The 19324-nt window shown below is 71.7% G+C and carries 17 protein-coding genes; 3 read left to right on the forward strand and 14 right to left on the reverse strand.

What is annotated here, in order from left to right; translation table 11 throughout:
- Nucleotides 1–313 precede the first annotated feature (313 nt).
- Nucleotides 314–601 (reverse strand): hypothetical protein, encoded by a 288-nt coding sequence (locus ACIRPP_RS20190; RefSeq protein WP_403644466.1) that lies wholly within the window; start codon nucleotides 599–601, stop codon nucleotides 314–316.
- Between the two features lie 412 nt (nucleotides 602–1013).
- Between ACIRPP_RS20190 and ACIRPP_RS20195 the strand changes: the two genes are divergently transcribed.
- On the forward strand, nucleotides 1014–1541 hold the full coding sequence (locus tag ACIRPP_RS20195) for a universal stress protein (protein ID WP_403644469.1): 528 nt from the start codon (nucleotides 1014–1016) through the stop codon (nucleotides 1539–1541).
- A gap of 147 nt (nucleotides 1542–1688) precedes the next feature.
- Here the strand turns inward: ACIRPP_RS20195 and glmS are convergent, their stop codons facing one another.
- From glmS to ACIRPP_RS20240, 9 genes are all read right to left on the reverse strand, one after another.
- Nucleotides 1689–3506, reverse strand: a complete 1818-nt coding sequence (glmS, locus tag ACIRPP_RS20200; protein WP_403644472.1) for a glutamine--fructose-6-phosphate transaminase (isomerizing) — start codon at nucleotides 3504–3506, stop codon at nucleotides 1689–1691.
- A gap of 24 nt (nucleotides 3507–3530) precedes the next feature.
- Nucleotides 3531–3788: an HU family DNA-binding protein gene (locus ACIRPP_RS20205; protein WP_164336556.1), complete on the reverse strand. Its 258-nt coding sequence runs from the start codon at nucleotides 3786–3788 to the stop codon at nucleotides 3531–3533.
- Between the two features lie 108 nt (nucleotides 3789–3896).
- The gene (locus tag ACIRPP_RS20210; RefSeq protein ID WP_403644474.1) at nucleotides 3897–4814 is read right to left on the reverse strand and encodes a DUF4429 domain-containing protein; all 918 of its coding nucleotides are present in this window, start codon (nucleotides 4812–4814) and stop codon (nucleotides 3897–3899) included.
- Between the two features lie 96 nt (nucleotides 4815–4910).
- Nucleotides 4911–6683, reverse strand: a complete 1773-nt coding sequence (locus ACIRPP_RS20215; RefSeq protein WP_403644477.1) for an IucA/IucC family protein — start codon at nucleotides 6681–6683, stop codon at nucleotides 4911–4913.
- Nucleotides 6680–7219, reverse strand: coding sequence for a GNAT family N-acetyltransferase (locus ACIRPP_RS20220; RefSeq protein ID WP_192229625.1), 540 nt, complete (start codon nucleotides 7217–7219; stop codon nucleotides 6680–6682). The genes ACIRPP_RS20215 and ACIRPP_RS20220 overlap by 4 nt, the downstream gene beginning before the upstream one ends.
- On the reverse strand, nucleotides 7216–8511 hold the full coding sequence (locus ACIRPP_RS20225; protein ID WP_403644480.1) for a lysine N(6)-hydroxylase/L-ornithine N(5)-oxygenase family protein: 1296 nt from the start codon (nucleotides 8509–8511) through the stop codon (nucleotides 7216–7218). The genes ACIRPP_RS20220 and ACIRPP_RS20225 overlap by 4 nt, the downstream gene beginning before the upstream one ends.
- Nucleotides 8495–9937: a lysine decarboxylase DesA gene (gene desA / locus ACIRPP_RS20230; RefSeq protein ID WP_403644483.1), complete on the reverse strand. Its 1443-nt coding sequence runs from the start codon at nucleotides 9935–9937 to the stop codon at nucleotides 8495–8497. Before desA ends, ACIRPP_RS20225 begins: the two co-directional genes overlap by 17 nt.
- A 182-nt stretch (nucleotides 9938–10119) precedes the next feature.
- Complete coding sequence (locus tag ACIRPP_RS20235) at nucleotides 10120–11040, reverse strand: siderophore-interacting protein (RefSeq protein ID WP_403644486.1); 921 nt, start codon at nucleotides 11038–11040, stop codon at nucleotides 10120–10122.
- Nucleotides 11041–11083: 43 nt separating this feature from the next.
- Nucleotides 11084–12127, reverse strand: coding sequence for an ABC transporter substrate-binding protein (locus ACIRPP_RS20240; RefSeq protein ID WP_403644489.1), 1044 nt, complete (start codon nucleotides 12125–12127; stop codon nucleotides 11084–11086).
- A 184-nt stretch (nucleotides 12128–12311) separates the two neighbouring features.
- Here ACIRPP_RS20240 and ACIRPP_RS20245 point away from each other — a divergent pair, with 184 nt between their 5' ends.
- Complete coding sequence (locus ACIRPP_RS20245) at nucleotides 12312–12656, forward strand: hypothetical protein (protein WP_403644492.1); 345 nt, start codon at nucleotides 12312–12314, stop codon at nucleotides 12654–12656.
- An 86-nt stretch (nucleotides 12657–12742) separates the two neighbouring features.
- Here the strand turns inward: ACIRPP_RS20245 and ACIRPP_RS20250 are convergent, their stop codons facing one another.
- The 4 genes from ACIRPP_RS20250 to ACIRPP_RS20265 all read right to left on the reverse strand — a co-directional run bounded on the left by ACIRPP_RS20250 (nucleotide 12743) and on the right by ACIRPP_RS20265 (nucleotide 18616).
- A complete protein-coding gene (locus tag ACIRPP_RS20250) occupies nucleotides 12743–13903 on the reverse strand; it encodes an acyl-CoA dehydrogenase family protein (RefSeq protein WP_403644495.1) in 1161 nt (386 codons plus the stop codon).
- A gap of 5 nt (nucleotides 13904–13908) precedes the next feature.
- The gene (locus ACIRPP_RS20255) at nucleotides 13909–14856 is read right to left on the reverse strand and encodes a hydroxymethylglutaryl-CoA lyase (RefSeq protein WP_403644498.1); all 948 of its coding nucleotides are present in this window, start codon (nucleotides 14854–14856) and stop codon (nucleotides 13909–13911) included.
- Entirely contained in the window at nucleotides 14853–16862 is a 2010-nt protein-coding gene (locus tag ACIRPP_RS20260; RefSeq protein WP_403644643.1) for an acetyl-CoA carboxylase biotin carboxylase subunit, read from the reverse strand. The genes ACIRPP_RS20255 and ACIRPP_RS20260 overlap by 4 nt, the downstream gene beginning before the upstream one ends.
- 101 nt (nucleotides 16863–16963) lie before the next feature.
- Nucleotides 16964–18616 (reverse strand): carboxyl transferase domain-containing protein, encoded by a 1653-nt coding sequence (locus ACIRPP_RS20265; RefSeq protein ID WP_403644500.1) that lies wholly within the window; start codon nucleotides 18614–18616, stop codon nucleotides 16964–16966.
- A gap of 88 nt (nucleotides 18617–18704) precedes the next feature.
- Here ACIRPP_RS20265 and ACIRPP_RS20270 point away from each other — a divergent pair, with 88 nt between their 5' ends.
- Nucleotides 18705–19298 carry a TetR/AcrR family transcriptional regulator gene (locus ACIRPP_RS20270; RefSeq protein ID WP_403644503.1) on the forward strand — a complete coding sequence of 198 codons (594 nt, stop codon included), beginning with the start codon at nucleotides 18705–18707 and terminating at the stop codon, nucleotides 19296–19298.
- The last annotated feature ends 26 nt before the right edge of the window (nucleotides 19299–19324 follow it).

The following is a 19324-nucleotide window of genomic DNA, read 5'->3' on the forward strand; positions in this document are numbered from 1 at the left end:
GATCGAATCTACTGTGTCCCGTCGTGCACCGGTGGCCAGTTCGGCACCCGGCACATTGTCGACTTGGCAACTTGGCGTGAAGCATTCGATCACGAAGCGTTGCACTCGGGGAGGGTGTCGGGAAGTGCGCCTCGTCGCAGTGGCCAATCCCCGTAGGGTGCGCGCTCCCCCCGAGACCCTTTCCGTGCAGGTCGAACGGGGGTTGGGGGGTGGTCAGGACAGGAGATGCACGGGAACCGGAAGTTGGCTGAAAAGATTCGGGTCCGTGCGCGGAAACCGGTCAGCCGACCGGTGATTCCACGCCGCGCGGACGTCAGCTCCGGTGCGCGCCGCTCTCATGGCGGTGACGCCGGTCGCGGTGCCCGGACGCACCCCCCGCGGCCACCCGCTCGGAGCGGCGGATCAGCAGGGTCCCGGCGGCCGCGACGGCCGCCAGGCCGGCCCCGGCGCCCACCGCGCCCGCCGGGGAGAAGCCGCACACCAGCAGGACGGCCGAGGTCAGTGCGCAGCCGAGGGCCGAGAAGCGGGCCAGTTCCCCGGCCGCGCCGGGGGCGGCTGCGGCCCCGCGCTCCGCGGCGCCGCGGGCGGCGGGTCCGGACATGGTGTGCTCCCTGTGGTGCGGCTCACGGGGATAACGCACCGGGGGGCGGTCGGTCACCCGGAGCCGCCCGACGGGACCCGCGCGGCCCGCCGGACCGGGTGGCCGAACGCAGTTGGTTGAATGCTGCGCAAACCAGCTGTACAACGCAGCAACCGTTGCGTCGCGGGCGCCCCCTCGTGCATGCTCCGGGAAACCCGCCAGCCGGCGGGGGCGGGATCTGGGCCTAGGGTCTTTCGTTCGGATCAGGGCGGATCAGGGGCCGGGGCCCGCGAGCCCGTCCTGATCCGAACGAGAGGCTCTAGGAGGCGTGCCGCCGTACCCTTGGGGGTATGGGGTTGGGAAGATGATTCCCGGACACAGCTCCGCCGCACACTGTCGTCCCCCTCAAAAGGATCACAACGCCGAGACAGCCATGGCCGGTCACGAATTCTTCGAACCCGCGGACCGCAAGCGACCGGTCGCCGACCCGACGGCGGCCGACTCCCTGGCGGCGCAAGAGGCGCGCGAGTCCTGCGACCCCGCCTTCCGGCACGGTGTGGTCGTCGGCTTCGACGGTTCCACGTCCAGTGAGCGTGCCCTCGCCTACGCGATCGGCATGGCCCGGCGGCTGGGCTCCGGCCTGATCATCGTCCACGTCGCCAACCGGCTGCCCACCACGGTGTGGGCGGGCTGCGAGCCGCCGGTCTTCGTGGACGTCCCGGACCACCGCACCGAGGTGCTCGGACTCGAACTGGCCTGCGCGGAGTATCTCGCCGAGGTGCCGTGGATCCTGGTCGAGCGCGGCGGGGACATCTGCCACGAACTCGAAGAAGTGGGGCGGGAGTACGAGGCCGACGCGATCGTCGTGGGTTCCACCCACGGGCTCGTGGGGCGGCTGTTCGGGTCTGTCGCGGGGAGGCTGGCGAAGCGGGCGCAGCGGCCCGTCGTCGTGATTCCGTGAGCCGAGGGGCGGGCCCCCGCGTGGTGCGGCACCACGCGGGGGCCCGTTCCCGTGCGTCGGCCCGTGCGGGCGGGTGGGGCCGGTCGCGCAGAACCCCGCGCCCCTGAGAGCAGGGGCCGGTGTTCGAGGGGACCGTGTCCCGGCGGCCTACTCGACCGTGACCGACTTGGCCAGGTTGCGGGGCTTGTCGATGTCGCGGCCGAGGGCCAGCGCCGTGTGGTAGGCGAGGAGTTGCAGCGGGATGCCCATGAGGATGGGGTCCAGTTCGTCCTCGTTCTTCGGCACCACGATCGTGTGGTCGGCCTTCTCCTGCTCCTGGTGGGCCACCGCGAGGATCTGGCCGCTGCGGGCCTTGATCTCCTCCATGGCGGCGCGGTTCTTCTCCAGCAGGTCGTCGTCCGGCACGATCGCGACGGTGGGCAGGGCCGGCTCGATCAGGGCGAGCGGGCCGTGCTTGAGCTCGGAGGCGGGGTAGGCCTCGGCGTGGATGTACGAGACCTCCTTCAGCTTCAGGGACGCCTCGCGGGCCACCGGGTAGCCCCGCACCCGGCCGATGAAGAGCATCGAGCGGGCCTCGGCGTACTGCTGGGCCAGCTTCTCGATCTCGCCCTCCTGCTCCATGATCGCGTCGATCTGCTCCGGCAGCCTGCGCAGACCCTCGATGATCCGCTTGCCGTCGCGGACCGACAGGTCACGGGTGCGGCCCAGGTGCAGGGCGAGCAGGGCGAAGGCGACCGTGGTGTTGGTGAAGCACTTGGTGGACACCACGCACACCTCGGGGCCGGCGTGCACGTACACGCCGCCGTCGGCCTCCCGGGCGATCGCGGAACCCACGACGTTGACCACGCCGAGCACCCGCGCGCCCTTGCGCTTCAGCTCCTGCACCGCCGCCAGCACGTCGTAGGTCTCACCGGACTGGGAGACGGCGATGTACAGGGTGTCCGGGTCGACGACCGCGTCGCGGTAGCGGAACTCGGAGGCCGGCTCGGCGTCGGCCGGGATGCGGGCCAGCTCCTCGATCATCTGCGCGCCGATCATGCCGGCGTGGTACGAGGTGCCGCAGCCGAGGATCTTCACCCGGCGGATCAGGCGGGCCTCGCGGGCGTCCAGGTTCAGGCCGCCCAGGCGGACGGTGGCGAAGCGGTCCTCGATCCGGCCGCGCAGCACCCGGTCCACGGCCTCGGCCTGCTCGTGGATCTCCTTGTGCATGTAGGTGTCGTGGCCGCCCATGTCGTAGGAGGCGGCCTCCCACTCCACGGTGGTCGGCTCGGCGGTGGTGCTGGTGCCCTCGGTGGTGTACGTGCGGAAGTCGTCCGCGGTGAGGGTGGCCATCTCGCCGTCGTTGAGGGTGACGACCTGCCGGGTGTGGGTGACCAGCGCGGCGATGTCGGAGGCGACGAACATCTCCTTCTCGCCGATGCCGAGCACGACGGGCGAGCCGTTGCGGGCCACCACGATGCGGTCGGGGAAGTCGGCGTGCAGCACGGCGATGCCGTAGGTGCCCTCGACGACGCGCAGCGTCTCGCGGACCCTGTCCTCCAGCTTCTCGGCCTGCGAGCGGGCGATCAGGTGGGTGAGGACCTCGGTGTCGGTCTCCGAGAGGAACTCGACCCCGTCCGCCTCCAGCTTGCGGCGCAGGTCGGCGGCGTTGTCGATGATGCCGTTGTGGACGACGGCGACCTTGCCCTCGGCGTCCAGGTGGGGGTGGGCGTTGACGTCGGACGGGGCGCCGTGGGTGGCCCAGCGGGTGTGGGCGATGCCGGTGGTGCCCTTGAAACGGGCCGGCACCTTCGCCTCCAGGTCGCGCACCCGGCCCTTGGCCTTGACCATCTTCAGGCCGGAGGTCTTGGGGGAGGTGACGACGATGCCCGCCGAGTCGTAGCCCCGGTACTCCAGGCGCTGGAGGCCCTCCAGCAGCAGCGGCGCGACCTCACGCCTGCCGATGTATCCGACGATTCCGCACATATGGGTTATTCCTAGTCGTAGAGGTCAGCCGTAGACGATGCGGCGCAGCTGCCGGAGCGAGAGCTCCGGCGGGGACACCGCCCGGTATCCGAGGTCCGTGGCGATCCGTTCGAAGATCGTCGCGTTGACCAGGCCCTGGGCCTGGAGCTCCCGGTGGCGGCGACGGACGAACTCCTCGGTCGTCTCGTCGAAGTAGGCGAGCACGTCCTGGACCACACGCAGCGCCTCACCCCGGCTGAGGGGCGTGGACCGCGCCAGATGATCAACAAGTTCGTCGTGCACCCGACGATCCTGAAGTACGGGGGCCCTCTGCGCAAGAATTCTGCCCGATATCGGGCAGGAATGCCTGTCGAGGGGCACGGACGGCCTACATGAGCCTGAAGGGGCGGCCTACATGCGTTTGAGGATGGCCTGCTTCGCCAGGGTGAACTCCTCCTCGGTCAGCACCCCGGACCGGTGCAGGTCGCCCAGCTCGCGCAGCCGGCGCAGCAGGGCGTCGTGATCGTCCTCGGCCGGGGCCGCGGGCGCCGGGACGGCGGCAGCGGCCGTTGCCGGGCCGGCCGGGGCCGGCACCTCGCCCCGGTCCGTCCCCGCGCCGTCGGCGCGGGCCGCCGGGTGCGGCAGCCGGGCCTGCACGGCGGCGGCGACCAGCGCCATCAGGGGGTCCTTCTTGAAGCCCCACAGCTCCACCGCGTTCGGGTCGTACTTCGCCGGCGCCTTGGTGGGGGTGTGGCGCACCAGGAAGCGGAGGTGGCCGTTCTCCAGCCCGGCGGCCGGCAGCCACTCCACGGCGGATATGTCCCCCAGGGCGAGCGTGCGGGCACCGGCGGCGGCCTTGGCGTCCTCGGTCTTCCAGTTCCACTCCAGGCGGACCCGTTCGCCGTCGAAGCTCACCGTCCCGTCCCCGGCGGAGACGGACAGCGGCAGCGACGGGCCCGGCAGCAGATACGCGTCGACCGGGTCGGCGGGCACCTGGTCCAGCAGCAGGGCGGTGCGGACCTCCTCGGCGAAGTACTCGGCGACGCCGTACCGGCCCGGTTCGACGACCAGCTGGTACGGGTCGTGCGGCTCGCTCAGACGGCCGCCGGTCACCTGGAGCAGCGGGTCGGCGCCGTCCCGCAGCCGCAGCCTCAGGCGCCCCGCCTTCCTGCCCTGCTCCAGCGAGACGCCCGCCACCGCCTGCAGGGGTACCGGGAGTTCACCCAGCGTCCGGCGCAGCAGTCCGACGTTCTTGTCCCGGCCGGGGGTCAGCCGCAGGGTCTCCCCGTCGAAGGTCCAGGTCCCGTCCTTCTGGATGATTTCCGCCATGGTGCGATTGTTCCACCGCCGCGGCGGGCGGTGGTCCCGTACGGGCGGCGGGCACCCGCGAGGACCGTACGCGCGGGTGTCCGCCGGGCCTTGGGGTCAGCGTCCCGCGAGCGGGTTCTCCAGGGTGCCGACGAGCTGCAGCGCGGCGGACGGGTCCGCGAGGTCCACCATCTGCCGGTTGTTGCGCAGTTGGAGCCGGTTGAGGCAGGACAGCGCGAACTCGGGCGCGAACAGGTCGTACTGGGCGAACTTGTCGGCGAGCTCGGGCACCGACGCCTGGTAGGCGCGGGTGACCTCGGCGACCGTCCGCCAGAAGCCGTCCTCGCTCAGGATGCCCTCGGCGGCCAGGTCGGAGGCCAGGAACCGGAAGAAGCAGTCGAAGACGTCCGTGAAGACGGACAGCAGCTTCTGGTCCTCGGGGACCTCCACGCGGATCCGGGAGACCTCCGGCGGCAGCACCGCGTCCGGGTCCATCACCACGATCTCCTCGGCGATGTCCTTGTAGACCGCCCGCTGCACGACCCCGTCGCGCAGCACCAGGATCACGTTCTCGCCGTGCGGCATGAAGGCCAGGTCGTAGGCGTAGAAGCAGTGCAGCAGCGGGGTGTAGTAGGCGTGCAGGTACCGCCGCAGCCACTCGGCGGGGGCGAGCCCCGACTGCTCGATGAGGGCGCCCGCGAAGGAGGAGCCCTCGTGGTCCACGTGGACCAGGGACGCCATGGTGGCCAGCGACTCGCCCTCGGCCAGGGAGGACACCGGGCTCTCCCGCCACAGCGCGGCCAGCATCTTGCGGTACGGCGAGTAGCGGTCCGTCGCGCGTTCGTACTCCAGGTGCCGGTAGCCGGCCGCGGCCCGCTCCCGGATGATCGACAGGCCCGTCGCCCGCAGCACCGCGTCGCCCTCGATCAGCTGGGCCAGCCAGTCGTTGATGGCCGGGGTGGCCTCCATGTAGGCGGCGGACAGGCCCCGCATGAAGCCCATGTTCAGCACCGACAGGGCCGTCTTCACGTAGTGCTTCTCGGGGTGCGAGGTGTTGAAGAAGGTCCGGATGGACTGCTGCGCCAGGTACTCGTCGTCGCCCTCGCCGAGGCACACGAGGTGGCGGCGGGCGACCTCGGCGGCGAAGGTGACGGTGAGCTTGTTCCACCACTGCCAGGGGTGCACCGGGATGAGCAGGTAGTCGGCCGGGTCCAGGCCCTGCCCGCGCAGCACGCCCTCGAAGCGGGCGACGGTGTCCGCGCCCAGTTCCTGGCGGACGAACGACTCGTAGTCGATGCCGACGCCCGCCGTGAACGCGGCCCGCGAGCGGTGCGCGGCCAGCCACACCAGCTTCACCGGGGCCGCCGCCTCGGGGGCGTACGCCGCGTACTCGTGGATGCCGAAGCCGAGGCGCCCGTTGTTGGCGACGAAGCAGGGGTGGCCCTCGGTCATGCCGGTCTCGATGGCCTGGAAGCCGGCGCGGGCCAGCTCGGCGGAGGTGACGGGCGGCTTGGTCAGCTTGTAGCAGGTCCCGGAGAGGGTGGAGGAGATCTCCTCCAGGTACACCGGCAGCACCTCGTCGCCCAGGCCCAGCGACTTCTGCAACTCGATGACGAAGTCCAGCGCCTCCAGCGGGAGTTCGGCCCCGTCCCGGTGCCGGGATATGGACTCGGCGTCCACCTGCCAGTGGTCGAGGGCCCGGCGGACGGCAGTGAAGCGGTACTCGGTCAGCCCGTCGTCGGAGCGCACGACGTAGCCGCCGTCGCCGGTGGCCTCGGGGGTGATGAGCCGTTCGTGCGCGAACTCGGCGAGCGCCTTGCGGATCAGCAGCCGGTTCGCCCGCGCCCAGGGCTCGGGGGACAGGTGCGCCACGGCGTCGGACGGGGTCATGCGGTCACTCCTCGGGCGGCCTCGAACTGCTCGCGGGTGCAGAAGCTCAGCAGGGCGCGCTTCTCCGGCTTGTCGATCTCACGCGCCGGGACGAAGCCGACGGCCTCGTTCAGCGCGTGCACGGCCTTGTTGCCGACGTCCGGTTCCACGACCACCCGCCGGGTGTCCGGGTCGGCGAACAGCTCCTCCATCACGGCGGTGATGACGGCCTTCGTGAAGCCGTGCACCGGCCGGTCCGTGGGGGCGACCAGGAAGTGCATGCCGACGTCGCCGGGCTCGGGGTCGTACAGGCCGACGAGGTCGACGTACCGGGGGTCGTAGCGCTCCATCAGGAAGGCCGGTTCGCCGTCGTGCAGGCCCAGGTGGGCGTGGTGGTGCTCGTGGGCGGCGATGCGCATGTACTCCCGCTCCACGTCCTGCAGGCGCGCGTCCTGCATCATCCAGAACGCCGCCTTCGGGTGCGTGACCCAGCGGTGCAGCAGCTCCGCGTCCCGCAGCGGGTCCAGCGGGCGGAAGGTGAAGGTGCCGATGGTCATACGGAGAACTCCTGGAACGCGATGGACTTCTCGACCGGGTAGACCTCGCGGCCCAGCAGCTCGCGGATGATGGAGCTGTTGCGGTACGGGCCCATCCCCAGGTCGGGGCTGGTGATGCTGTGCGTGTGCACTCCGGCGTTCTGCAGGAAGACGCCGCGGCCGGTCACGTCGATGGCGTAGTTGCGGGCCACGTCGAAGCGGCCGTGGCCGTCCAGCCGGAGCCGGTCGCGGACCGGTTCCAGGAAGGCGGGCGGCTCGTAGTGGTAGCCGGTGGCCAGCACGAGGCCCTCGGTGCGGATCTCGAAGTCCTTGTCCTGCTCGTCCTGGTGGAAGCCCAGCGTGTAGCCGCCGTCCTCCCAAGAGGCCGCCGTGAGCGTGGAGTTGGTGAGCAGCCGGGTGGCGACGCCCCGGCCGCCGCTCTCCACGTTCTTCTGGTACAGCAGGTCGAAGATCGCGTCGATGAGGTCCGAGTTGATGCCCTTGAACAGGCCCTTCTGCTGCTTCTCCAGCCGGTACCGGGTCTCCTCCGGCAGGGCGCGGAAGTAGTCGATGTAGTCCGGGGAGGTCATCTCCAGGGTCAGCTTGGTGTACTCCAGCGGGAAGAACCGCGGGGAGCGGGTGACCCAGTTGAGCCGGTAGCCGTGGACGTCGATCTCGGAGAGCAGCTCGTAGTAGATCTCGGCGGCACTCTGCCCGCTGCCGACGATCGTGACCGACTCCTTCTCGCGCAGCTCGCCCCGGCGGTGCACGTACTGCGCGTTGTGGAAGAGGCCGCCCTCCAGCCCGCGGCACGGCTCGGGGACGTAGGGGGCGGTGCCGGTGCCCAGGACCAGATGGCGGGCGCGGTAGGTGTCGCCGGCCCGGGTGCGCACCGCGTACAGGCCGTCCGCCTCGTCGTAGTCCACCGCGGTGACCGTCGTGGCGAAGCGGATGCTGGTCAGCTGTGCCGCGGCCCAGCGGCAGTAGTCGTCGTACTCCACGCGCAGCGGGTAGAAGCTCTCGCGGATGTAGAACGAGTACAGCCGGCCCTTCTCCTTGAGGTAGTTGAGGAAGGAGTAGGGGGACGTCGGGTCGGCGAGCGTGACCAGGTCCGACATGAACGGCGTCTGCAGGTGGGCGCCGTCGAGGAACATCCCGGCGTGCCACTCGAAGTCCGGCTTGGACTCCAGGAAGACCCCGTCCAGTTCGGCGATCGGCTCGGTGAGGCAGGCCAGACCGAGGTTGAAGGGGCCCAGCCCGATCCCCACGAAGTCGTGGACGGTGCCGTCGATGGCGTCAGGAAGCGCGGTCAAGGGACTCTCCCAGGTACTGCTCGGCGTGGCCGGCGATCAGGTCGAGGACGGCGGTGATGTCGGCCGTCGTGGTCTCGGGGTTCAGCAGGGTGAACTTCAGGTAGTGCCGCCCGGCGACCTTGGTGCCCGCGACGACGGCGTCCCCGGAGGCGAACAGCGCTTTGCGGGCATAGAGGTTGGCCCGGTCGATCTCGGCCGGGTCGGTGACGGCCGCCGGGATGTAGCGGAAGACGAGGGTGGACAGCGAGGGTTCGACGACCACGTCGTAGCGCGGGTCGGCGGCGAGCAGCTTCCAGCCCTCCGCGGCCAGGTCGCAGACCTCGTCGAAGAGGGCGCCGATGCCGTCGGCGCCCATCACCCGCAGCGTCATCCACAGCTTGAGCGCGTCGAAGCGGCGGGTGGTCTGCAGGGATTTGTCGACCTGGTTGGGGATCCGCTCGATGAGCGTGCGGCGCGGGTTGAGGTACTCGGCGTGGTAGGTGGCGTGCCGCAGGGTGGTGGCGTCGCGCACCAGCACGGCCGACGAACTCACGGGCTGGAAGAAGGACTTGTGGTAGTCGACGGTCACCGAGTCGGCGCGCTCGATGCCCGCGAGGCGGTCCCGGCGCTTCAGCGAGGTGAGCAGTCCGCAGCCGTAGGCGGCGTCCACGTGCATCCAGGCGCCGTGCTGTTCGCACAGTTCGGCGATCTCGGGCAGCGGGTCGATGGAGCCGAAGTCGGTGGTGCCCGCGGTGGCGACGACGGCCATGGGGACGAGTCCCTCCTCGGCGCAGCGCTCCAGTGCGCGGGCGAGGGCGACGGTCTGCAGGCGCTTGTCCTGGTCGACGGGGAGCGGCACCACGGCGTCCGGTCCGAGGCCCAGCAGCTTCGCGGACTTCTGCACGCTGAAGTGGCTGACCTCGGAGGCGAAGACGCGCAGCTTCGCCGTGTCGTCGGTCTTGGCCTCCTCGCGGGCCAGCAGCAGCGCCTGGAGGTTGGACTGGGTGCCGCCCGAGGTGAACACCCCGTCGGCGGCGGGCCCGAGGCCGATGCGGCCGGTCGTCCAGTCGATGAGTTTGCGCTCGATCAGCGTGCCGCCGGCGGACTGGTCCCAGGTGTCCAGGGAGGAGTTGACTGCGGACAGCACGGCCTCGCCGAGCACGGCCGGGATGACGACCGGGCAGTTGAGGTGGGCGAGGTAGCGGGGGTGGTGGAAGTAGACGGCGTCCCGGAGGTAGACGTCCTCCAGCTCGTCCAGGGCGGCCGTGGTGTCCAGCAGGGGCCGGTCGAGGTCGATCCGGTCGATGCGGGGGGAGAGGTCGTCGGCCGTGACGCCGGTGAACGGCCGTTCGGTGGTGGCGAGTCTGGCTGCCACCCGCTCGACTCCTTGGGTGACGGACCGGCGGTACTGCTCCGCGGTGGTGTCGTTGAGCAGGTGCGAGCGCATGTGGGGGTCCTCCGGTGGGGACGGTCCGGTGCGGGTCGGGGAGCGGGGCCGGGCGCTGTGCGGCGCGGGGCCGAAGCGCGACTTAGGTTAGCCTAACCTCATTGCCCAGATGGCCGTGCGGCACCCATCGTGACCGCGATCACGGCCGGTTCATGCGGTTCGTGCGTCAACTACGGCTGGAATCAGCCCTGTTCGCGCAACTGTTCCTCGGACACGCCGTGCCGCCAGTACCCGACGAACGTCACCCGGCGCCGGTCGACGCCGCGTTCGCCGACGAAGTGCCGCCGCAGCTGCTTCACACAGCCGGACTCACCGGCGAGCCACACGTACGGCCGTTCGGCGCGGGGGAGTTCGGCGTCGCGGATGCTGTCCAGCGCGAGCGGCGTGCCGTGGGAGCCGTCCCGGCCCGCGCCCTGGCCCTCGCGCACGAACCAGGTGATCTCGGCGTCGGCCCGGTGGGCGAGGTCCGTGACGTCCCCGGGGTGCGGCACCTCCAGCCAGACGCGGGCCCGGGTGCCGGCCGGCAGGGACTCCAGGACGGCCGCCGTCGCGGGCAGCGCGGTCGCGTCGGCCCACATCAGCACCAGGCCGGTGTCCTGCGGCGGGCGGAAACGGATCGCACGGTTGTCGGCGACGGCGGGCCCGAGCAGCAGGACCCGGTCCCCGGGCGCGGCCCGCGCGGCCCAGCGCGAGGCCGGACCCGCCTCCTGGCCCGTACCGGCGACGGCGGACCCGTCCGGCAGGCCGTCCCGGCTCCCGGGGCCGATGCCGTGCAGCACGAAGTCGATGTCGATGCCGGTGGTGACCCCGAAGGCGTCCGTGTGCCGCTGCCTAAGGGTGTAGGAGCGCATCACCGCCCGGACGTCGTCGGGGAGTTCGCGCCAGGCCTGCCACCAGTCGTCGCCCCGGTCGAGCGGCACCACCGGTTCGCTCCGGCCCGGCGCCGGCAGGAACAGCGACAGGGACTGGTCACGTCCGTCGGAGCGGAACTCCGCCAGATCCGGCCCCGCGAACCGGACCCGGACCAGCGACGGGCCGAGCCGCCACGTCCGTACGACCTGAAGGGCGAAGAAACGGAACGGGGCGGCTACGGCTGTGGTCACGGGACGTCTCCGCGGGTCGGGGCGGGTACGGACGGACGCCGGGTCAGCTGACCTTCTTGGCCTTCTCGATGGCCTCGGCCAGGCGCTCGACGACGGGCGCGCACTTGTCGTAGGAGAGGATCGGCTCGGCGGAACGCGGGATGACCTGGCCGGCCTTGACGGCGGGCAGCTTCTTCCAGGTCGCCTCGCTGATGTCGGCGGGCTGGATGGCCGAGGTGCGGTCGTCCATCATGATGATGTCGGCCGCGTACTTGTCGACGTTCTCCCAGCTCAGGCTCTCGAACCAGCCGCCGCCCTCGGCCTTGGCCTTCTCCGGGGGCTCGACGAAGTCCACGCCGAGGGCCTTGAAGTACTCCAGGTCGATGGACAGGTTGGTGCCGGAGACGTAGAAGATCTCCTGGCTCGCGGAGCCCGCCATCACCTTGATGCCGGGGTTAGCCTTGACGGCCTTGCGCAGCCGCTCGGAGGCCGCCTCGAAGCGCTTCTTGGCGTCGGTGGCCTTCGCGGCCTTCATGTCGCCGCCCAGCGACTCCGCGAGCTCCCACATGCGCTGCAGCGGGCCCGTCAGCTGACGGTCGTAGACGGAGATGCCGACGCTCGGGGCCAGCTTGGCGATCTTGTCCTTGGACGCCTCGGGGACGTACCAGAGGGTGCCCGTGTCGTCGAACATCGTGGAGATGAGGACGTCCGGCGCGAGGGTCGCGTACTTCTCGACGTTGAACTGGTCCCAGACGTTGCCGAGGATGGTCACCTTGCTGATGTCCATGTCGCCGGCCTGGACATCGGCCTTGCCGTCCTTGGTCTCGGTCGGGCCGAACACGCCCTTGACCTGGATGCCGTAGTCGAAGAGCGCCGCGGCGACACCGGTGAACGCGACGATGTTCGCGGGCACCTTGTCCAGCTTCACGGTGGTGCCGCGGTCGTCCTTGAAGCTCCAGGGACCGGACCCGGCGTCCTTCTTCGACCCCGAGCCGCCGCTTTTCGCGTCGTCGTCCCCGCAGGCCGCGAGCGCGGCGCCGAGTCCGAGGACGCCGCCTGCGGCGAGCAGTCCGCGACGGGAGAGGCGGGCGGTTCTGGCATTCGACATGGGTCGGTCTGCTTTCGTGCGTACGGGAGCCGGAGGGTGCGCGATCGCGGGCCCCCGGGCCGGAAACAGCCTTAGGTTAGCCTAACCTCAGAGCTTGTCCAGAGGGCCGTCGGATGCATCCCCCCGCGGGAGCCCGGACATGCCGTCCCGGTACCGTGATCCCGGTCACGCCGAGGGGGAGACGATGGACGCGATACGCCGATGGGGCCCGCCCGTGGCCGTGCACCTGATCCTCGGCATGGTGGCCCTCGTGCCGCTGTGGCTGTCGATGATGTTCCTGCTGAGCCACCCGCTGGCCGCATGGGGCCTCACGTCCCGCGAACCCACCGACAACGACGGCATGTTGCCCTGGCTGGTGCTCCTCGTGCCGGTGTGGGCCGTCTTCCTGGCCCTGTGGCTGCCCCTCGGCTCCCTGGCCCGCCGGACCGTCACGGGGGTCTCCCGAGCCCGCTACTGGGCCGTCGGCGCGGCCCTGGTGTTCACCCCCATGGTGTTCCTGACGACGCTGTTCTACGTCGTCGAGGGCTGAACACGGCGGGGAGCGCGGCTGCGGGCGCGGCTGCGGGCGGGCCGTGGCGGCCCGCCCGCCGGACGGTGGAACGCGACCTGCGGGGATCAGCCCGCCAGGCCCAACTCCCGTGCGATCAGCATCCGCTGCACCTCGCTCGTGCCCTCGCCGATCTCCAGGATCTTCGAGTCGCGCCACATCCGCGCCACCGGGTACTCGTTCATGAAGCCGTACCCGCCGTGGATCTGCGTGGCCTCGCGCGCGTTGTCCACCGCGACCGTCGAGGAGTACAGCTTCGCCAGCGCCGCCTCCTTCTTGAACGGCTCCCCGGCGACCAGCCGGCTCGCCGCGTCCCGCCACGCCAGCCGGGCCGTGTGGGCCTTCATCTCCATGTCCGCGATCTTGAACTGGATCGCCTGGTTGGCGCCGATCGGCCGGCCGAAGGCGTGCCGCTCCTTGGCGTACTTCACCGACTCGTCCACACAGCCCTGCGCCAGGCCCGTGCCCAGCGCCGCGATGGCGATCCGGCCCTCGTCGAGGATCCGCAGGAACTGCGCGTAGCCGCGCCCCTCCTCGCCCAGCAGGTTCGCCGCCGGGACCCGCACGTCCTGGAACGACAGCTCCCGCGTGTCCGAGGCGTTCCAGCCGACCTTCGAGTACGGGGCGGCCACCGTGAACCCCGGGGTGCCCGAGGGGACGATGATCGCCGAGATCAGCGGCTTGCCGTCCGGCTTGCGGCCGGTGACCGCGGTGACCGTCACCAGACCCGTGATGTCCGTGCCCGAGTTGGTGATGAAGCACTTCGTGCCGTTGATCACCCACTCGTCCGTCGCCTCGTCCAGCCGGGCGGTGGTGCGGGTCGCGCCCGCGTCGCTGCCGCCGTCCGGCTCCGTCAGCCCGAACGCGCCCAGGATCTCGCCCGAGCACAGCCGGGGCAGCCACTGGCGCTTCTGCTCCTCGGTGCCGAACAGGTGCAGCGGCATCGCACCCAGCGACACCCCTGCCTCCAGCGTGATGGCCACCGACGAGTCCACCCGGGCCAGTTCCTCCAGGGCCACCCCGAGCGCGAAGTAGTCGCCGCCCATGCCGCCGTACTCCTCCGGGAACGGCAGGCCGAACAGGCCCATGCGGCCCATCTCCCGCACGATCTCGTACGGGAACTCGTGCCGCTCGTAGAAGTCGCCGATCTTCGGCGCCACCACGTCGTGCGCGAACTCCTCCACGGTGCGGCGGAGTTCTTCCAGTTCGGGGGAGAGCTTGTGGTCCATGGTCGTCACTGCTCCTGGTGGGAGAGGGCTCGTACGGTGCGGGACGGGCTGGGTCGGCCCAGGTGTCCGGCCATCCACGCGCTGGTGGCGACGAGGCGGCCGAGGTCGACTCCGGTGTCGATGCCGAGACCGCGCAGCATCCACACCAGGTCTTCGGTGGCGAGGTTTCCGGTGGCGGACTTCGCGTACGGGCAGCCGCCGAGCCCGCCGGCCGAGGCGTCCACGGTGGTGACGCCGTGCCGCAGCGCGGTCAGGGTGTTGGACAGGGCCTGGCCGTAGGTGTCGTGGAAGTGCACGCCCACCACTCCCACCGGCACGCCCTCGGCGGCCAGGGCGTCGAGCAGCGCGCTCACATGACCCGGTGTCGCCACCCCGATGGTGTCGCCGAGGCTGAGTTCGTCGCAGCCCATGTCCAGCAGGGCCCGGCAGACCCGGACCACCTGCCCGACGGGGACCGCGCCCTCCCAGGGGTCGCCGAAGCACATCGAGAGATAGCCCCGCACGTGCACGTCGTCCGCCTTGGCCCGCCGCACCACCGGCTCGAACATGGCGAGCGCCTCGTCCAGCGAGCGGTTGAGGTTGGCCCGGGCGAAGGACTCCGTGGCGCTGGCGAACACCGCCACCCGGCGGGCGCCGAGCGCCAGCGCGCGGTCCAGTCCGCGCTCGTTGGGCACCAGCACCGGCAGGTCCACGGGAAGGCCGGCGACCTGGGGGAACAGCTCCTCGGCGTCCGCCAGTTGGGGCACCCACTTGGGGTGCACGAAGCTGGTCGCCTCGATCGTGGTCAGCCCCGCCCCGGCGAGACGGCGGACGAACTCCGCCTTCACCTCCACCGGGACGACACCCTGCTCGTTCTGCAGGCCGTCGCGCGCCCCCACCTCGTGGATGCGGACCCGGGCGGGCAGACCCTCGGCCGGTACGGCCATGGGCAGCCCCAGCTCGTGTGCGTTCATGCCGTCTCCTCCTCCACGGGGGCGATGACCGCCAGCACCTGGTCCATGGCGACCGTGGTGCCCGGGGCCACGTCCAGCCCGGTGACCGTGCCGGCGTGCGGGGCGGAGATGACGTGCTCCATCTTCATCGCCTCCACCACCAGCAGGCTCTGGCCGGCGTCCACGGTGTCGCCGACGGCGACCTTCACCACCGTCACCGTGCCCGGCATCGGCGCGGTCAGCGAGTCGGCGCCGCCCCGGCCCGCCCGGCTGAGGGACTCCTCGACCGGGTCGTGGTCCCGTACCTGCCAGGCGTCGCCGTCCCGGCCCAGCCAGCTGCCGTCCGGCAGCGCGGCGACGGTGTGGGTCACACCGTCCAGGGCGAAGGTGAACCTGTCGCCCTCCGCGGTGCCCGCGGACGCCCGCACGGGGGCCTCGGCGCCCGGCAGCAGCAGTTCCGTCCCGCCGTCCGCCGTGCCGCGCACCCGCACGGCCACCGGGTCGTGGCCCGGGACCCGCAGGTGATGCGTGGTCCACGCCCGCCGGCCGCCCAGCCGCCAGCCGTCCGCGGCGGCGAACGGATCGGCCCAGCCGGAGCCGTCCGCCGGGGCGGCGAGGGCCCGCCGGCGCAGCAGCGCCGCCGCCGCGTACGTCTCGGCCGGCACCTCGTCCGGTGCCAGTGCTCCCGCCTCCCGCTCCACCAGTCCGGTGTCCAGGTCGCCGGCGACCACCGCCGGGTGGGCGAGCAGCCGCCGCAGGAAGCCGGCATTGGTCTGCACGCCCAGCGTGACCGTCTCCGCCAGCGCCGCCCGCAGCCGGCGCAGCGCGCTCGCCCGGTCCGGGCCGTACGCGATCACCTTGGACAGCATCGGGTCGTACAGGCTGCCGACCTCGGTGCCCGCGCTGAGCCCGGAGTCGGTGCGGACGCCGTCGCCCTGCGGCTCGTGCAGCGAGAGCACCGTGCCGCCGGAGGGGAGGAAGCCGCGGGCCGGGTCCTCGGCGCAGATCCGGGCCTCCACCGCGTGACCGGTGAGGCGGACGTCGTCCTGCGCGAACGTCAGCGGTTCGCCCGCCGCCACCCGCAGCTGCCATTCGACCAGGTCCAGCCCGGTGACCAGCTCGGTGACCGGGTGCTCCACCTGGAGGCGGGTGTTCATCTCCATGAAGTAGTAGGACGCGGGGTCGTCGCCCGGGACGATGAACTCCACCGTGCCCGCGCCCCGGTAGCCGCAGGAGCGGGCCGCCTGCACGGCCGCCTCGCCCATCGCGGCCCGGGTCTCCTCGTCGAGGAGCACACTGGGCGCCTCCTCGATGATCTTCTGGTGCCGGCGCTGGAGTGAGCACTCGCGCTCGCCCAGGTGCACCACGCCCCCGTGGCCGTCGGCCAGGACCTGGATCTCGATGTGCCGGGGGCGGTCGATCCACCGCTCCACCAGCAGCGTGTCGTCACCGAAGGAGGCGCGGGCCTCGCGGCGGGCGGCGGCGATCTCCTCGGCCAGCCGCTCCTCGTCCCGCACCAGGCGCATGCCCTTGCCGCCGCCGCCCGCCGACGGCTTCAGCAGCACCGGCATGCCGATCCCGCGGGCCGCCCCGACGAGCTGCTCGTCGGTCAGACCGCTGCCGCTGGACCCGGGGACGACCGGCACCCCGGCCGCCTTCACGGTCTCCTTGGCGCGGATCTTGTCGCCCATCAGGGAGATCGCCTCGGCCGGCGGGCCGATGAACACCAGCCCGGCCTCGGCGCAGGCGCGTGCGAAGGCGGCGTTCTCGGCGAGGAAGCCGTATCCCGGGTGCACCGCCTGCGCGCCGGTACGGGCGGCGGCGTCCAGCAGCCGCTCCACGGACAGGTAGCTCTCCGCGGCGGGCGCCGGCCCGATCCGCACGGCCGTGTCCGCCTCCCGCACGTGCCGGGCGTCGGCGTCCGCGTCGGAGTACACCGCCACCGCGCGCACGCCCATCGAGCGCAGGGTGCGGATCACGCGGACCGCGATCTCGCCCCGGTTGGCCACCAGGACCGTGTCGAACATCCGCGGCGCCCCGGCCGCCCGGCCTGTCGCCCCGGCCGCCCGGTCCGCCGCCTGTGGTGTCGCCTGTGGTGTCGTCTGAGCTGTCATCGTCAGGGGTCCCCTCACATCCGGAAGACGCCGAACTGAGGGTCACTCAGTGGCGCGTTGGCGCACGCGGTCAGGGCCAGGCCCAGGACCTGCCGGGTCTCCATCGGGTCGATCACACCGTCGTCCCACAGCCGGGCCGTCGCGTAGTAGGCGTTGCCCTGCTCCTCGTACTGGGCGCGGATCGGCGCCTTGAAGGCGTCCTCCTCCTCGGCGGACCACTCCTCGCCGCGGCCCTCCAGCTGGTCCCGCTTGACGGTGGCCAGCACCGAGGCGGCCTGCTCGCCGCCCATGACCGAGATCTTGGCGTTGGGCCACATCCACAGGAAGCGGGGCGAGTACGCCCTGCCGCACATCGAGTAGTTGCCCGCGCCGTAGGAACCGCCGACGACCACCGTCAGTTTCGGCACGCGGGTGCACGCGACCGCGGTGACCATCTTGGCGCCGTGCTTGGCGATGCCGCCCGCCTCGTAGTCCCGCCCGACCATGAAGCCCGAGATGTTCTGCAGGAACACCAGCGGGATCCCGCGCTGGTCGCACAGCTCGATGAAGTGGGCGCCCTTCTGGGCCGACTCGGAGAACAGGATGCCGTTGTTGGCGACGATCCCCACCGGGTGACCGTGGATCCGGGCGAAGCCGGTGACCAGGGTCTGCCCGAACTCCGCCTTGAACTCCGCGAACCGGGACCCGTCGACCACCCGGGCGATGATCTCCCGCACGTCGTAGGGGGTGCGGGAGTCCACCGGCACCACGCCGTACAGGCCCGCCGGGTCCACCTTCGGCTCCACCGGCGCCTCGACGCTCCACGGCAGCGGGCCGCGCGCGGGCAGCGTGGAGACGATGGTGCGCACCGTGCGCAGCGCGTGCGCGTCGTCCTCCGCGAGGTGGTCCGTCACGCCGGACACCCGGGAGTGCACCTCGCCGCCGCCCAGCTCCTCCGCCGTGACGACCTCGCCGGTGGCCGCCTTCACCAGCGGCGGGCCGCCGAGGAAGATCGTGCCCTGGTTGCGCACGATCACCGCCTCGTCGCTCATCGCCGGGACGTACGCCCCGCCCGCCGTGCACGAGCCGAGGACCGCCGCGATCTGCGGGATCCCGGCGCCGGACATGCGGGCCTGGTTGTAGAAGATCCGCCCGAAGTGGTCCCGGTCGGGGAACACCTCGTCCTGCATCGGCAGGAACGCGCCGCCGGAGTCGACCAGGTAGACGCAGGGCAGCCGGTTGTCGAGCGCCACCTCCTGCGCGCGCAGGTGCTTCTTCACCGTCATCGGGTAGTAGGTGCCGCCCTTGACGGTGGCGTCGTTGGCCACCACCACGCACTCGCGGCCGCTGATCCTGCCGATGCCGGCGATCACCCCGGCGGCCGGGGCCTGCCCGTCGTACATCCCGTCGGCGGCCAGCGGGGCCAGCTCCAGGAAGGGCGAGCCGGGGTCGAGGAGCGTGTCCACGCGCTCGCGCGGCAGCAGCTTGCCGCGCGCGGTGTGCCGCGCGCGGGCCCGCTCGCCGCCCCCGAGCTCGGCGGCGGCCAGCTTGGCGCGCAGCTCCGCCACGAGGGCGCGGTGCGCCTCCTCGTTGGCCCGAAAGGCCTCGGACGCGGGATCTTCCCCCACGCTCGAAAGAACTCGCGCGGGGGCACCCCCATCGCTGTGAAGCTCCGGTGCCTCATGCATCCTGCGGGTCCCCTCACCTTGTTAATGAGCGTTAACGCATTTCCCCTCAGGTTAACGACCGCTAACCTCGCTGTCTAGAATCGTCCTCATGGCCACCAGAACCGACGCCCCGACCCGCCGCGAGCAGATCCTCAAGGAGGCCGCGCGGCTGTTCGCCGAGCGCGGTTTCCACGGTGTCGGGGTCGACGAGATAGGCGCCGCGGTCGGCATCAGCGGACCGGGGCTGTACCGGCACTTCGCGGGCAAGGACGCGATGCTCGCCGAACTGCTGGTGGGGATCAGCGGCTCGCTGCTCACCGGCGCCGAGCGGCGCCTCGCGGAGGCCGACGGGGTGCCCCCGGAGGAGGTCCTCGACTCCCTCATCGAGGGGCACATCGACTTCGCGCTCGACGACCGCCCCCTCATCACCCTGCACGACCGCGAGCTGGACCGCCTGCGGGACTCCGACCGCAAGCTGGTCCGCCGGCTGCAGCGGCGGTACGTGGAGCTGTGGGTGGGCGTGGTCCGCGCCCTCTACCCGGACCTGGCCGAGCCCACCGCCCGGTCCGCCGTGCACTCGGTGTTCGGGCTGCTCAACTCCACCCCGCACCTCGGCCGCCCCGGCGCCCTGCCCGGCCGGGCGGTGACCGCCGGACTGCTGCACCGCATGGCCCGCGGCGCCTTCGAGGCCGCGGCGCGCTGAGCCCGCGCGCGTGACGAGCGTTACGT

Source organism: Streptomyces sp. NPDC101219 (assembly GCF_044767675.1).
In the GTDB taxonomy this organism is placed as follows: Bacteria; Actinomycetota; Actinomycetes; order Streptomycetales; family Streptomycetaceae; genus Streptomyces.

Excerpts from the sequence above, each read along its gene's own strand:
- ACIRPP_RS20190 (WP_403644466.1), bottom strand. The coding sequence starts at position 601 with ATGTCCGGACCCGCCGCCCGCGGCGCCGCGGAGCGCGGGGCCGCAGCC.
- ACIRPP_RS20195 (WP_403644469.1), top strand. The coding sequence starts at position 1,014 with ATGGCCGGTCACGAATTCTTCGAACCCGCGGACCGCAAGCGACCGGTC.
- glmS (WP_403644472.1), bottom strand. The coding sequence starts at position 3,506 with ATGTGCGGAATCGTCGGATACATCGGCAGGCGTGAGGTCGCGCCGCTG.
- ACIRPP_RS20210 (WP_403644474.1), bottom strand. The coding sequence starts at position 4,814 with ATGGCGGAAATCATCCAGAAGGACGGGACCTGGACCTTCGACGGGGAG.
- ACIRPP_RS20215 (WP_403644477.1), bottom strand. The coding sequence starts at position 6,683 with ATGACCCCGTCCGACGCCGTGGCGCACCTGTCCCCCGAGCCCTGGGCG.
- ACIRPP_RS20220 (WP_192229625.1), bottom strand. The coding sequence starts at position 7,219 with ATGACCATCGGCACCTTCACCTTCCGCCCGCTGGACCCGCTGCGGGAC.
- desA (WP_403644483.1), bottom strand. The coding sequence starts at position 9,937 with ATGCGCTCGCACCTGCTCAACGACACCACCGCGGAGCAGTACCGCCGG.
- ACIRPP_RS20240 (WP_403644489.1), bottom strand. The coding sequence starts at position 12,127 with ATGTCGAATGCCAGAACCGCCCGCCTCTCCCGTCGCGGACTGCTCGCC.
- ACIRPP_RS20245 (WP_403644492.1), top strand. The coding sequence starts at position 12,312 with ATGGACGCGATACGCCGATGGGGCCCGCCCGTGGCCGTGCACCTGATC.
- ACIRPP_RS20250 (WP_403644495.1), bottom strand. The coding sequence starts at position 13,903 with ATGGACCACAAGCTCTCCCCCGAACTGGAAGAACTCCGCCGCACCGTG.
- ACIRPP_RS20255 (WP_403644498.1), bottom strand. The coding sequence starts at position 14,856 with ATGAACGCACACGAGCTGGGGCTGCCCATGGCCGTACCGGCCGAGGGT.
- ACIRPP_RS20260 (WP_403644643.1), bottom strand. The coding sequence starts at position 16,862 with ATGTTCGACACGGTCCTGGTGGCCAACCGGGGCGAGATCGCGGTCCGC.
- ACIRPP_RS20265 (WP_403644500.1), bottom strand. The coding sequence starts at position 18,616 with ATGCATGAGGCACCGGAGCTTCACAGCGATGGGGGTGCCCCCGCGCGA.
- ACIRPP_RS20270 (WP_403644503.1), top strand. The coding sequence starts at position 18,705 with ATGGCCACCAGAACCGACGCCCCGACCCGCCGCGAGCAGATCCTCAAG.